Raw genomic sequence first — 14,183 nt, 5'->3', positions numbered from 1 at the left:
GGTTTTGGTGCCGCCGGGTCTCAGCCCGCTGCGGCGGAGCCCCCGCCCGACTTGTCCGTGCCGGACTTGGCTGACTGGGGCTTGGCCGAATCACCGGCCAGGTTTTTCTTGCTACCGGTTTTGAAATCGGTCTCGTACCAGCCACCGCCCTTGAGGCGGAAACCAGCGGCCGAGATCTTTTTCTGCAGGTCGGCCTTCTGACAGGCCGGACAATCGGTCAGCGGTGCGTCGCTGATGCGCTGCAGAGCCTCCAGTTGATGACCGCAGGCCCTGCACTGGTATTCATAGATCGGCATGGATCGGTACCTGGTGCTTTGAGGGGCGCAGATTATACATGAGCGCTCTGACAGGAAGAAGCTGGCCCGGGCGCTGCGGAGGAGTCATTGCCAGATCGGCAAAAAAGAGCACGAAGATTCCGCCTGCGCTGTCATATCGTGAAAAAAAGCACTATTTTTCCCGGTTTTTCTCGTGCGGGAGAAAAAAAACTGGATATACTCAGCCCATACCCACGCGGTTTTATGCTCAACCAGGGCTATACCGGTGGGGTACAGAACACATTTTCACCGGATAGACACAACCAATAGAGAAGGAAGCTACCATGGCCGCACGCAAGAAAGCAGCAGCTAAGAAAGCCCCCGCCAAGAAGACGGCAGCTAAGAAGGCTCCCGCCAAGAAGACCGCAGCCAAGGCCGCGGCCAAGCCTCAAAAGGTCACCGCGATCAAAGAGAAGTACACCAAGACCCAGATCCTGAACCAGATCGCCGAGAACACCGAGCTGAGCCGCAAGCAGGTCCAGTCTGTCCTCGACGAACTGTCCGATGTGATCGAGGGCCACATCAAGAAGCGCGCGGTTGGCGAGTTCGCCCTGCCCGGCCTGATGAAGATCACCACGGTGAAGAAGCCGGCCAAGAAGGCCCGCAAGGGTATCAACCCGTTCACCGGCGAAGAGACTGTATTCAAGGCGAAGCCGGCCAGCATCCAGGTCAAGGTTCGCCCGCTGAAGAAGCTGAAGGAAATGGCCGAGAACTGATTCCGGCAGTCTCCGACACTAGAAAACCCCGCCCCGGCGGGGTTTTCTGTTTCTGGCCCCGCACTTTCGAGCCTCCGGGCCCCTACCATCCTGCGGCCGCCCCGGCGTAAAATGTGCGGCCCTATCAGCAAGACAAACCGAATATCCCTATGCGCGCATCCCGCTACCTGATCGCCACCCAGAAAGAAACGCCCAACGACGCAGTGGTCATCAGCCACCAGTTGATGCTGCGGGCCGGTATGATCCGACGCCTCGCCTCCGGCCTTTACACCTGGCTGCCGACCGGCCTGCGTGTACTGCGCAAGGTGGAGCGTATCGTGCGCGAGGAAATGGACCGGGCCGGAGCCCTTGAGGTGCTGATGCCGGTGGTGCAGCCCGCCGAGCTGTGGGAAGAGTCCGGCCGCTGGCAGCAGTACGGCCCCGAGTTGCTGCGCATCGAAGATCGCCATCAGAACCCTTTCTGCCTGGGCCCGACCCATGAAGAAGTGATTACCGACCTGATCCGCAATGAGATCAACAGCTACAAGCAGTTGCCGGCCAACTTCTACCAGGTGCAGACCAAGTTCCGCGATGAGATACGCCCCCGCTTCGGCGTGATGCGTGCGCGGGAGTTCACCATGAAGGATGCCTATTCCTTCCATGTGGACGCAGACTCGCTGCAGGAAACCTACGACGTGATGCACGATGCCTACTGCCGCATCTTCAATCGCATCGGCCTGGACTACCGCCCCGTGCTGGCCGATACCGGCTCCATCGGCGGTTCCAGCTCTCACGAATTCCATGTGCTGGCACAGAGCGGTGAGGACGATATCGCGTTTTCCTCTGAGAGCCGCTACGCCGCCAACGTTGAGCTGGCCGAAGCTGTCGCCCCCGCTGGCGAGCGCCCTGCTCCGTCCAAAGAAATGCAGGAAGTGCACACGCCCGGACAGAAAACCATCGCCGACGTCAGTGCTTTCCTGCAATCGGATCCGGCCCACTCGGTGAAGACCCTGATCGTGCTCGGCGAAGCCGAGGAGGAAGAAAAGGCTCCGCTGGTAGCCCTGGTGCTGCGTGGCGATCACGAGCTGAACGAACTGAAGGCGGAAAAACTCGAGGGTATCGCCAGCCCGCTGGAGTTCGCCCCCGAAGCACGTATTGCCGAAGAACTGGGCTGTGGTATCGGCTCCCTGGGCCCCGTCGGCCTCAAGATCGAGACCATCGTCGATCGCGCGGCAGCGCACTTGGCGGACTTTATCTGCGGCGCCAACAAGGACGACTATCACCTGACCGGCGTGAACTGGAGCCGGGATGCCGAGCCCGGCCGCGTGGCCGATCTCCGCAACGTCGTCGCTGGTGATCCGAGCCCCGATGGCCAGGGCACCCTGGAAATCAAGCGCGGTATCGAAGTTGGCCATATCTTCCAGCTGGGCGACAAGTACAGCCGCGCCATGAATGCCACCGTGCTGGATGAGAATGGCAAGGAACAGGTTATGGCCATGGGTTGTTACGGTATCGGGGTATCCCGCATCGTCGCCGCGGCCATCGAACAGAACCACGACGACTCCGGCATCATCTGGCCCGAGGCCATCGCCCCGTTCCAGCTCGCCATTGTGCCGATCAATATGCACAAGAGTGACCTGGTGCGGGAAAAGTGCGAGCATCTCTATGAAGCCCTGCGGGCCGAAGGTGTCGACGTGCTGCTGATGGATGAGCCCAAGGCACGGCTGGGCGCCATGCTGGCAGATGTAGAGCTGATGGGCATTCCCCACCGTATTGTCGTGGGTGACCGCGGCCTCGAGCGCGGCGTGGTGGAATACAAAGGCCGCCGCGATGCAGAGAGCCAGGATTTCGCTGAATCCCAGCTGCTGGAGATCCTGCTGGAGAAACTCGCCGGCTGAGCCCGGTGGCGCTGTGCGGGCGATGGGGTAAGATAACCCGAAGCCCGCTTTGCCATAGACCGTTAAGACAATGATAAGAATCTGCCTAACCCTGCTGCTCGCGCTCGCCTGGGCCCCTGCACAGGCGCAGATGCAGATCCCACAGATTGATCCGGAGCAGCGCCGCGCCCTGCGCGCGGCAATCCACCAGGCCCACAGTTTTACCGACCGCTTCGATGCGGAAGTCTGGCTGATGGCCAAATCGCAACCCCTGGCCCGCTACATCAAAGATCCTGACGAGCGCATGCGCGTGCTCAAGGCTGTGCACCGGGAGGCCACACTGGCGGGACTGCAGCCGGAAATCGTCCTTGCCGTCATTCAGATCGAGAGCGCCTTCGATCCCTATGCCGTCAGCCGCGTAGGCGCCCAGGGCATGATGCAGGTAATGCCCTTCTGGAAAAACGAAATCGGCAGCCCGGACGACAACCTGATCGACATGGACACCAACCTGCGCTACGGCTGCACCATCCTCAAGCACTATATCGGCAAGGCCAAGGGCAACCTGGCTAACGCCCTGGCCTACTACAACGGCAGTTACGGCCGCCATACCTACAGTAGCAAGGTGCTGGACGCCTGGGCGGACCGGTGGAGGTAATCGGTGCATAGCAGCTATGTGTTCTTTACCGGCACTGCCTGTGGCTTGCTGCTGCTGGCTAACGCCCGCCTGCTGATCAGCTACCGCCACCAACCTGCCGGGCGCTGGCTGATCCTGATGCTGACCGGCGTGCTCTGCTACCTATTGTGGCCCCTGCTGTCGTTGGAACACCCGCTGGCCAGGCTGCTATTCGACCTGCCCACTATCCTGGTGCCGGCCGCCTTCTGGCTCTTCGCCCACCAGCTCTGTAGTGAAGGGGAAACCTTCCCTCGCTGGGGTTGGATACCTATCGCTCTGTCGGTCATCGTTCCCGCCGCAGCCAACCACCTGGAGTTTGCCACCACGCCGGCACTGCACGAGGCGCTCTACGTGCTGGCACAACCACTCAAGCTGGGGCTCATCGCAGCGGGCATGGTCGAACTGTTCCGCCGCTTCCAGTCCGACCTGGTGGAGGCACGCCGGCGCCTGCGCGCGGTACTGCTGATCGCCGTCGGCGGCTACATGCTGGTGGTCGTCAGTGCGGAATTTCTCTTTAGCTATTGGCCAATCCCCGCTGGAATCCCCACCCTGCACGCCCTGTTGGCCACCCTGCTGTCCTTCGCCGCCTGCCTGTGGCTGCTAGCCCTCTCGCCCGAAGCGCTGGGGGAATCACTGCCACCTGCGCCAGAGGAAAATCCAGCCGAAGTACCGGAACCTCCGGAGCGGCCATCACCTCCACTCGACGCAGCCCAGCACCAGCTACTGGAGCAGTTGCAGGCTCATATGCGGGATGGGGGCTACCGCCATACCGGGCTGACGATCCGCGAGCTGGCGGAGCAGCTGGACGCCCGCGAGCATGTGCTGCGCAGCCTGATCAACCGCCACCTTGGCTATCGCAACTTCAATGAATACCTGAACGAATTCCGGATCGATGAGGCCAGCGCCCGCCTCGCTGACCCGCAACAGGCACACCTGCCGGTCCTGACCATCGCCCTCGATATCGGCTATCGCTCACTGAGTCCCTTCAACGCCGCCTTCAAGCGCCGCCACAAGCGCACCCCCACCGAGTACCGGCGCGAGCAACTGCCCGCCTGATCCGCCCAATTTCGGAATCCGTCAGCTGTTATTGCGGATTCCGCAAGCGTCCCTGCCGGCTTTCCATCACACTGCTTATCTGTCACTGAGACAGCGCATACCGGCACGGCTCACCGGAGCCATGCGAACAAGAAGAACGAAAGCCCGAGTGAGGGGTCAGCCATGGAATTCCTACTGGAGATGGGCCAGGACTGGGCGCGGCACTTTCAGCGCGACCTGTTCCGCTACCTGCTCGCCACCACCACTGTCAGCCTGCTGGTTGGTGTCGTGTTCAGGCGCTGGATGGACCGCCGGCGTATTCAGAAGCGCCGTGCCGGCTGGAAAGATATTCGCCGCGAGGTCAGCTTCTCGATGCTGACCATGGGTGTCTTCGCCACCATCGGCCTGATTACCGGCGTACTGTATGACTGGGGCTGGTTACAACTGTATCGGGATTGGGGGGAATACCCCTTGTGGTGGAATATCGTCAGCCTGCCGGTGGTGATCCTGGTCCACGATGCCTACTTCTACTGGACCCACCGTACCATGCACCATCCGAAGCTGTTCCGACACTTCCACCGGCTACACCACCTGTCGCGCACCCCGACTCCCTGGGCCGCTTACAGCTTCTCCGTGGGCGAGGCTGCGCTGATGGCCATTTTCTCGCCCCTGATCACTATCCTGCTGCCTCTGCATGTCCTGGTGTGGCTGTCCTTTATTTTCGTGATGATCTTCCGTAACGCCATGCTCCACGCCGGCTGTGAATTCCACCCCCGCGGCTGGGTGGATGGGCCATTGGATCTACTGACCACCACCACCCACCACGACCTGCACCACCAGAAATTCCAGGGTAATTACGGCTTCTACTTCACCTTCTGGGACCGGTTGATGGGGACCGAATTCAAGAACTACAAAGAGGCGTTCCGCCGCGCCGCCGGTGGCAATGAGACTGACGATGAAAGTGGCGCCGGCGCCAAGGTAGCGACCTGATACAAATTTGCGGCTGATCGGCAACAAACCGCAAGCTTCGCGCGGCCCGCATTGCGGTGCCGCGCTTTTTTATTCCTTCACGCCGCTGAGTGGCCCTGTTTCCGCTCCTGCAGATAACAAGCCGTGCCCCAGAGGATCAGCAGGATCTCGGTGGCGAAGAAAAGCCCATTGCGCCAGTCAAACCCACTGTGCGCCAGCATGCCGATCAGGCGCCCACTGCCGAAACCCGCATAGGCCATGACAATCAGCAGGAAAGCGATTTTGCGGTGCCGGCGGAAGACCACCGCCAGACCAATTGCCACACCGATCATCACCATCAACCCGCCAAAGGTGGCTAAAAACTCCGGCATCGCTGCCGGTGCGGTCAGCGCGAAATCGATTGTCTTGGTGAATGCGAGCGGATTCGCAAAGGCTGACACACCAATAATGGCGAAGATCAGCGCATTCAGAATCAGATAAATGGTCCCGCTATTTTTCATTACCCGGCCTCCTGCTGGTTGATTTGACTGCCCCACCAAAGCCTAGCCACCCCTCTCAGTTCAGCACGGCTCAATTTAGGCACTGATATAAGTTGAGAAATACGTACCAAGTGGGTGATCAGATGCCAACCACCCTCCCTGCCTGAACCGCCCCAACTAAGCTTCAAGCAGCTAAAACCGTGATCAACACCTTGGCTCGTTGCTCCTTACGCTCATCAAGCATGCCACACAGCGATGCAAGATATTCCTATCGGAGACTCCCATGAAACCGCACATTCTCACTTCTGCGCTACTGACCATCGTGGCAGCGCTGACCGCCTGCGGTGGCGATCGAGGACAGGGTGAGCCAGCACAAACGGATAGTGGCAGTGGGCAAATCATCGGGGAAGAGTTTGGCTCCCGCGACGCACCGGTGAGCGAAGTGGACGAAGAAACCAATCCCTATGCCGCCACAGACTCCGATGACAGCAGCACTGGCGATGCCAATAAAGCCACCGCAGATAGGGGCGACTACCCGACCACCGCCTATTTCGGTGACACCCATGTGCATACTGGCTGGTCCGCCGATGCGGGGATGGATGGCGCAATACTCACGCCGGAGGACGCCTACCGCTTCGCACTGGGCGAGGAGGTGGACTCCAACAGCGGTGTAAAAGCAAAACTGCACCGACCGTATGACTGGTTCATGATCACTGACCACTCCGATGGCATGGGCGTCATCAATGAAATCATCGCCGGCAACCCGGCAATGATGGAAGACCCGACAATCAAGAAGTGGAGTGAGGCACTCAATTCCGGGGACCCCGAGCAGGCCAGCGCCGCCAAGAGCGAATTGATTACCATGCAATCGGAGGAGCGGTTACCCAAGCAGGTGATGGATCCCAAATGGATGAAATCTGCCTGGGAAAAAACCGTTGCTGCAGCCGAGAAGTTCTACAAGCCCGGTGAATTCAGCACCTTTATCGCCTTCGAATGGACAGTCAATGCCGACGGCGGGAACAACCTGCATCGCAACGTCATCTTCCGCGATGGCGCCGATCGCATCGGTGACCTGCTGCCGCTGACCACCTTCGAAACCCAGGACCCGATGAAACTGTGGCAGTGGATGCAGGCCTACGAGCAAAAAACCGGCGGACAGGTACTGGCCATCCCCCACAATGGCAATCTCTCTAACGGGCGCATGTTTGAAGAACAGCAGTTCGACGGCTCCCCCATGACCAGTGAGTGGGCACAAATGCGGGCCAAGTACGAGCCTCTGTTCGAGGTGACCCAGATCAAAGGCCAGAGTGAATCCCACCCCAGCCTGTCCCCTGAGGACGAGTTTGCCAACTGGGACCTCTGGGACCGGGGCAACCTGATCCTGGTGCCGAAACCCGAGGGTGCCATCAAGACCGAATACTGGCGCGAGGCGCTCAAGTCAGGAATGCGCCTGCAGGACGAATTAGGCACCAATCCCTTCGAGTATGGCGCCAACGCCGCCACCGATACCCACACCGGCCTCTCAACCACAGAAGAAGATAACTTTTTCGGTAAGTTCAAGACGCTGGAGCCGTCCAACAAGACCCGCTGGAACTACCCGCTACTCGAGGGCAAGAGCGGCGACTTTTATGGCTGGGAACAGGCGGCCTCGGGAGTCATGGGCGTCTGGGCTAAAGAAAACACCCGCGAGGCTATCTGGGATGCCATGAAGCGCAAGGAGACCTTTGCCACCACCGGGCCACGCATGACCCTGCGCTTTTTCGGTGGATACGATTTCACAGAACAGGACGCCAAGGGTGACATTGCCGCCGCTGGCTATGAAAAAGGTGTACCAATGGGCGCCAGGCTGAGCGCAGCCAAGGAGGGCCAGCCGATGACCTTCCTGGTAGCAGCAATGAAGGACCCCGAGGGCGCCAACCTGGACCGGGTGCAGATCATCAAGGGGTGGGTGGACGGCAACGGCAAGGCCCACGAGAAGATCTTCAACGTGACCTGGTCTGGCGATCGCACCAAAGATGGTCAGGGAGCAATCCAGGAGGTTGGCAATTCCGTCAACCTGGAAACCGCCGAGTACACCAACGATATCGGCGCCTCCCAATTAATGGGCTACTTCGTGGATGAGGAATTCAACCCTGATCATAAAGCGGTTTACTACGTGCGGGTGCTGGAAATACCGACACCCCGCTGGACTCTCTACGACAAAGTGCGTTTCGACGTGGAGATGGACAAAGACGTTCCGCTCACTCACCAGGAGCGCGGTTTCTCTTCACCCATCTGGTACACGCCCTGAACACAAGCTGGAAAACGTTTGAACAGCGAATTCAGCGGTGGGAGCTTAAAAGTATGAGAGCAAACGGCTTTTTTGCGCCGAGTCCCCTGTATCGAATTCACAGAAAACCCTGCGCAGGAATTCTGGGGCTGAGTCTGCTGGCCATATCATCCACTGCCGTGTGCACAGAGGGCGGCATCGGCTATTACGTGCCCGGCACGACAGCCACTCTGATCGACCGGGCGCCACTACAGGCCGGCTGGGTATTCGAACCCATGTACCTCCACTACAGCGGTGATTTCGGTGCCGGCGCTGACATCCCCATCGCCGGGCTCGTCGCAGCCGGCATCGATGTCGACCTGGATGCTGTGATTGTCGGTGGGCTCTACACCATCGAGACACCGGTGCTGGGCGCCAAGTACAGCGCCGGAGTGTATGCGTCCTGGGTTGATGTGGAGGTGACAGGCCGCATCGAAACCGCCATCGGTGATTTCGCCCGCACTGACTCCACCTCTGGGCTAGGCGACACCACCCTGATCCCGGCGATGCTCGGCTGGCAGTGTGGCAACTGGCAATACAACGCCCTGCTGACCGTCCATGCCCCCACCGGGGATTACGAGACAGGGCGACTCGCCAACCCCGGACTCAATTATTGGGCGGTGGATCCCACTTTTGGCGTTGCCTATAGCAACCAGGAATCCGGTTTCAACGCGACCCTGTTTGCCGGGGTGACTTATAACTGGGAAAACCCCGATACGGATTACCAGAGTGGCACCCTCTTCCACCTGGACGGCAGCCTGCAGCAACTGCTTCCCGCTGGTGAAGGATTTGTCAGTTTGGGGCTGAACGCCTTCTATGCAAACCAGATCAGTGATGACGACAATCCCGGCCCCGGGGTGTTTATACAGGAATTCAGACAACGCTCTTCAGGCATCGGCCCTGTGCTCGGTTATGTGCTGCCAATGGGTAAAGAAAATTTACTGGTGGAATTCCGTTGGCTTCCAGAGCTGGATACCAAAAACACGCCTGAAGGCGATTATTTCTGGCTCAAACTGGTCTACCAGTTCTGACTGCACCAAGAAAATCGTTCCATCGCTTTGTATTCAATACTCCAGTAATCAGCTGCAGATAAATCAGCCAGATACGCCTTATCGTGTTGCTGGCATACATAAAACAAACTGACTCAGCGACAGGAAACTGAGCAATGCTTTTCTTCCTCTATATTCACCGGCTTTTCCCGGTGCCCAACAGGTCAAACAGGCATGTTTCTGCTATCTATATGCACTGAATAAAGTTAATTGGCACTGCCGCACAAGACACCCTAGTGCAAATAAACTCGCAAAGGCTCGTCATGTTTAATCGATACAGCGTCCTCGCCCTCTCCCTTCTCCTGGCCGCCTGCGGCGGAGATGGACAGAAAACGGCAGAGCAAGCAGAAAACCCGGCCACTGCGGATAATGAAACCGAAACGGCGATTGCCCCCGACGAGAGCAAGGCACTGACAGATGCATCCTCCACAGCAGACGGTGATGCACCGGGAAGCACAGCAGATGTGACCGCGACTGATCACAACACCATTGCCGACAATGTGTACTTCGGCAACTTTCATGTGCACACCAGTTATTCGTTTGATGCGGTCACCAATGGTTCTACGACAACCCCTGCAGACGCTTACCGCTGGGCGAAAGGCGAAGCCATTCCCGCCGGCGCAATCGACGTCAAACTTCAGATCAAGCGCCCCCTTGATTTTTATTCTGTATCCGACCATGCGGAGTACCTGGGTGTTTTCAAGAAGATGTATGACCCGGAAAGCCCAGCCAGCAAGTTACCCATTGCCAAAGAAATTACGTCCAAGGATACCAAGGTGGCATTCGACGCCTATGCGCGGGTACTCGATTCCATGCAACCCGGCAACTCCGATCCCGCGCTCTCCAATCCAGAAATTACTGAGCCCATCTGGAAGGAAATGGTCGAGACGGCCGACAAATTCTACGAGCCAGGAAAATTCACGACATTCCCGGCGTTCGAGTGGACGTCCAACCCTGACAAACTCAACCTGCACCGCGTCGTGGTTTTCCAAACCTCGAAAGGAGTCCCCACTCTGCCGTATTCGGCGCTGGACTCGGACGACCCTCGAGACCTGTGGAAATGGATGGCCAAGACCCGGGATGGTGGAGCGACCCTGCTGGCAATCCCTCACAATGGCAATGCCAGTGATGGCCTGATGTTCCCGACACAGATCGATGGCGAGCCCCTGACCGAGGAATACATCAAAACGCGCGTTGCCAACGAGCCCCTGTATGAAGTGTCCCAGATCAAGGGGACCTCAGAGACTTTTCCCAGCCTATCTCCGAACGATGAATTCGCCGGTTTCGAAATTTGGGATTACACGCTTTCCTCTACCAAAGTGGAACGTCCGAAGAACAAGAAAGGCAGCTATGCGCGCCAGGCATACCTGGATGGCCTTTCGATGGCAGCCGAAGGCCGAGGTAACCCTTACGTATTCGGCCTGATCGGAGACTCGGATACGCACAATTCAGCCTCGGCAATAGAGGAGGACAATTACACCGGTAAGTTCGGGATTGAGGCCAGCCCGGAACACCGTCTGGACGGCCCGATTCCCGGAGACGAGGTCAACAACCAGCGGGTGCGCGAATTCAGCTCCGGTGGCCTCGCTGCGGTCTGGGCGCCGGAAAACACGCGAGAGGCGATATACGCGGCACTCAAGCGCAAAGAAACCTATGCCACGTCCGGCACACGACTGAAGCTGCGCTTTTTCGGCGGCTGGAACTATCCACAGGACACATTAAACAGCAGTAACTGGGTTAAAGATGCCTATGCTGCCGGCGTGCCCATGGGGGGGACTCTTCAGCCCGCAGATAAAGACCGCAAACCTGTCTTCATCGTGCAGGCAATGAAAGACAGTGCCGGCGCCAACCTGGATCGAATTCAGATCATTAAAGGCTGGGTCGATCAAAACGGTGAGCAGCATCAGAAGATTTTCGAGGTGGCACTTTCAGGTAAACGCAAGCCCGCCCCCGATGGCAAAGTACCGCCGGTGGGGAACACCGTCGATGCCGAAAAAGCAACCTACACCAACACGATCGGCGCTGCGCAACTGGGTGCAGTCTGGACGGATGAGGAGTTCAATCCAGAGCAGCACGCCTTTTACTATGCACGAGTCATCGAGATCCCTACGCCGCGCTGGTCCACCTACGATGCTGCCAAACTTGGCAGAGAGCCGCGCGACGACCTGCCGGTATCCTTACAGGAGCGAGGCTGGACATCACCAATCTGGTTCAAGCCCCAGGTGCAAAGATAAGAGCTATCAACGTCGTAGGAGTTGCAGACCACCGGGGTATTCGCACCAGCACATTCAGGCTGACCGCAATTTTATAAAGTTTCTTGGCGTCACATAAAGTTAATGAAAGGGATGTCACTTATGAGCCACTCGGTTTTTCGCGAACCGTTGCTGCACTTTGCCCTGATCGGCGCGCTGTTATTCGCTGTCAGTGCGTTCTTTTCCAGCGACGATCCCAGGCAGGATGAAATTGTCGTTACACAGAGTCGTATCGACCACCTGGCTGCAGTATTCGAGCGGCGATGGCAACGCCCACCCACCGAACAGGAACTGAACCGGCTGGTGGACAACTTCGTGCGTGAGGAAGTGCTTTACCGCGAGGCCCTCAAGCTTGGTCTGGATCGGGACGATACGGTGATCCGGCGGCGCCTGCGGATGAAAATGGAATTCCTGGCCAAAGACCTGATCGATGCCATCGAGCCCGAGGATCGTGTCCTTCGCGATTACTTTGCTGTAAATGCCGAGCGCTACCTGGAACCGGCCCAACTGACGATCCAGCAGATTTACTTCAACAGGGACACACATAAGAACCTCGACGCCACCATCGAGACCGCCAGGGCGCTCCTGTGGGAAGGAGCGCCTGAAAACGAGCTGGGGGATAGCAGCCTGCTGCAACGACGCTATGAGGCGGAATCCAGCGATCGCCTGGACCGGCTATTTGGCGAGGGCTTTGCCGAGCAGCTCCAGCGGCTGCCACAGGGAGAATGGAGCGGCCCGGTCGAATCTGCCTATGGCCTGCACCTGGTGCTTCTGGAGTCGGTAAAAACGCAGCGGACAGCACAGTTTGATGATGTCCGCGCGGCGGTCCTGCGCGACTGGCAAACAGATGAACAAAAGAAAATTCTAGAAGCGCAGTACGACACCTATCGCAACGCCTATGAACTGCGCGTGGAAGGCAAGCTGAAGCAGACCAGTGAGGAGATGGCCTTACAATGAATCGCCTCTCACCGCTCCATGTGACCTTGATATTTGCCGTGCTCAGCTTGTTGCTGGCCTTCCAGGCCAAGTCCCACGAACTGCGGCCCGCCTACCTGAAAATCGAGCAAACTGCTGAAGAGAGCTTCTCCGTGGCCTGGCGTGTGCCGGCGCGTGGCGACTTACGGCTCTCCCTCAACGTAAAATTCGACAAAAGCGTGTCCCCCGTCACGCCGCCCCGCGGTGCTTTTGCTTCCAGTTTCTATACCGAGACCTGGCAAATATCCCACAGCGATTCTCTCGCCGATGTCCGAGTAACCATCGATGGTCTGCAGCAGACAATGACCGACGCACTGGTGCATATCCAGTGGCTCGACGGGCGGGAGCAGGTCGCCAGGCTGATGCCGGACCAGACCACGCTGGTGGTTGAAACCAGAGGGAGTGGCTCGCAGATCGCCGCAACCTATTTCACTCTCGGTGTCGAGCATATCCTGCTGGGTATCGATCACCTGTTATTTGTGCTGGCACTGGTATTGCTCGTGAGCGGCCTGCGACAACTGGTGTGGACAATTACGGCATTTACGCTAGCCCACAGCCTGACCCTGGCTGCCGCAGTGCTGGGCTGGGTATCGGTGCCCCAGGCACCGGTGGAGGCCATCATCGCCCTCAGCATCGTGTTCGTGGCGAGCGAAATCCTGCACAAAGTTCGCGGCCGCTCGACGCTGGCAATCCGCAAGCCGTGGCTGGTGGCATTCGGTTTCGGATTACTGCACGGGCTCGGCTTTGCCGGCGCACTAACGGAAATCGGTGTACCTCAGCACGCCATTCCGCTGTCACTGGCGCTTTTCAACATCGGCGTTGAAGCCGGCCAGCTGGCTTTTATTACCACCCTTGCAGCCCTCTGGTGGTTGGCACGGCAAGTGCCACCGGTAAAGCTGTGGGAAGCCAGCCAAAGTGCCTCCGCCACCGCCGTCGTGGCCTGGCCCACCTCCTACCTGGTGGGAGGACTGGCAGCCTGGTGGCTGCTCGACCGCAGCCTGTCACTGGTGCTGTTGTGATGGGAGTTGCCTGAAGGGAAACCGGGTGGACTGGAGTCCACCCGTTGACTGTGTGGGCTCAGTCCTGGAACAGCAGTTCCAGTGGATAGCCGGTAAACGGCTTGGTCTTCTCGATCACCAGGTGGGAAGTCATGCGGGAGATGGCCGCGTCCTCGTTGGCCAGCAACTGTTCCGAAACCTGGTTGAAATCCGCCGCATCCGGGCAGACAAAACGGAGCATGTAATCGAACTCACCAGACATCTTCACGCAGGATACGATCTGCGGGATCTCGTTGATGGCGCGACGGAAACTCTCACTGGTACGGGCGTCCTGCCGCTTCAGGGCCACGTTGACGTAAAACTCGGCGTGACGCACCTTGTCCAGGTTCACCTCTGCGTGAAACTCGCGGATATAGCGCTCGCTGGTCAGCCGCTTAACCCGCGCCAGACAGGCACTCTCGGAAAGGCCGATCTGTTCGCTCAGGTTCAGGTTACTGATGCGGGCGTTGGTCTGCAGGGCCTGCAGTATTTTTAAGTTATGCCGGTCGATTTTCACGGT

General features: G+C 58.6%; 13 protein-coding genes. 10 read left to right on the top strand and 3 right to left on the bottom strand.

Translation table 11 applies throughout. The features are described 5' to 3' along the window. Positions 1–20: 20 nt before the first annotated feature. Positions 21–296, bottom strand: a complete 276-nt coding sequence (locus AUP74_RS07915) for an FmdB family zinc ribbon protein (RefSeq protein ID WP_069947103.1) — start codon at positions 294–296, stop codon at positions 21–23. A gap of 302 nt (positions 297–598) precedes the next feature. On the opposite strand from AUP74_RS07915, the gene AUP74_RS07910 reads away from it, so the two are divergent. The 5 genes from AUP74_RS07910 to AUP74_RS07890 all read left to right on the top strand — a co-directional run bounded on the left by AUP74_RS07910 (position 599) and on the right by AUP74_RS07890 (position 5,584). Further along, a complete protein-coding gene (locus AUP74_RS07910; protein ID WP_069947102.1) occupies positions 599–1,030 on the top strand; it encodes an HU family DNA-binding protein in 432 nt (143 codons plus the stop codon). A 149-nt stretch (positions 1,031–1,179) separates the two neighbouring features. Next, complete coding sequence (locus AUP74_RS07905) at positions 1,180–2,907, top strand: proline--tRNA ligase (RefSeq protein ID WP_069947101.1); 1,728 nt, start codon at positions 1,180–1,182, stop codon at positions 2,905–2,907. Between the two features lie 70 nt (positions 2,908–2,977). Continuing rightward, a complete protein-coding gene (locus AUP74_RS07900; RefSeq protein WP_069947100.1) occupies positions 2,978–3,541 on the top strand; it encodes a lytic transglycosylase domain-containing protein in 564 nt (187 codons plus the stop codon). A 3-nt stretch (positions 3,542–3,544) separates the two neighbouring features. Then, entirely contained in the window at positions 3,545–4,615 is a 1,071-nt protein-coding gene (locus AUP74_RS07895; RefSeq protein ID WP_069947099.1) for a helix-turn-helix transcriptional regulator, read from the top strand. Positions 4,616–4,777: 162 nt separating this feature from the next. Next, the gene (locus AUP74_RS07890) at positions 4,778–5,584 is read left to right on the top strand and encodes a sterol desaturase family protein (protein WP_083260870.1); all 807 of its coding nucleotides are present in this window, start codon (positions 4,778–4,780) and stop codon (positions 5,582–5,584) included. A 77-nt stretch (positions 5,585–5,661) separates the two neighbouring features. Here the strand turns inward: AUP74_RS07890 and AUP74_RS07885 are convergent, their stop codons facing one another. Beyond that, positions 5,662–6,063, bottom strand: coding sequence for a DUF4345 family protein (locus tag AUP74_RS07885; RefSeq protein WP_069947098.1), 402 nt, complete (start codon positions 6,061–6,063; stop codon positions 5,662–5,664). Between the two features lie 262 nt (positions 6,064–6,325). On the opposite strand from AUP74_RS07885, the gene AUP74_RS07880 reads away from it, so the two are divergent. From AUP74_RS07880 to AUP74_RS07860, 5 genes are all read left to right on the top strand, one after another. Continuing rightward, positions 6,326–8,332 (top strand): DUF3604 domain-containing protein, encoded by a 2,007-nt coding sequence (locus AUP74_RS07880; RefSeq protein ID WP_083260869.1) that lies wholly within the window; start codon positions 6,326–6,328, stop codon positions 8,330–8,332. 53 nt (positions 8,333–8,385) lie between these two features. Then, positions 8,386–9,381, top strand: coding sequence for a SphA family protein (locus AUP74_RS07875; RefSeq protein WP_083260868.1), 996 nt, complete (start codon positions 8,386–8,388; stop codon positions 9,379–9,381). A 281-nt stretch (positions 9,382–9,662) separates the two neighbouring features. Then, a complete protein-coding gene (locus AUP74_RS07870; RefSeq protein ID WP_069947097.1) occupies positions 9,663–11,633 on the top strand; it encodes a DUF3604 domain-containing protein in 1,971 nt (656 codons plus the stop codon). A gap of 120 nt (positions 11,634–11,753) precedes the next feature. Beyond that, positions 11,754–12,608 carry a peptidyl-prolyl cis-trans isomerase gene (locus AUP74_RS07865; protein ID WP_069947096.1) on the top strand — a complete coding sequence of 285 codons (855 nt, stop codon included), beginning with the start codon at positions 11,754–11,756 and terminating at the stop codon, positions 12,606–12,608. Then, a complete protein-coding gene (locus AUP74_RS07860) occupies positions 12,605–13,645 on the top strand; it encodes a HupE/UreJ family protein (protein ID WP_069947095.1) in 1,041 nt (346 codons plus the stop codon). The genes AUP74_RS07865 and AUP74_RS07860 overlap by 4 nt, the downstream gene beginning before the upstream one ends. Before the next feature lie 58 nt (positions 13,646–13,703). Here AUP74_RS07860 and AUP74_RS07855 read toward each other — a convergent pair whose 3' ends face one another. Then, positions 13,704–14,180, bottom strand: coding sequence for an Lrp/AsnC family transcriptional regulator (locus tag AUP74_RS07855; RefSeq protein ID WP_069947094.1), 477 nt, complete (start codon positions 14,178–14,180; stop codon positions 13,704–13,706). Between the last annotated feature and the right edge of the window lie 3 nt (positions 14,181–14,183).

The organism is Microbulbifer aggregans, assembly GCF_001750105.1.
Taxonomy (GTDB): domain Bacteria; phylum Pseudomonadota; class Gammaproteobacteria; order Pseudomonadales; family Cellvibrionaceae; genus Microbulbifer; species Microbulbifer aggregans.
Note: the sequence above shows the minus strand (reverse complement) of the source record. Positions and strands in the feature narration are given on the sequence as shown.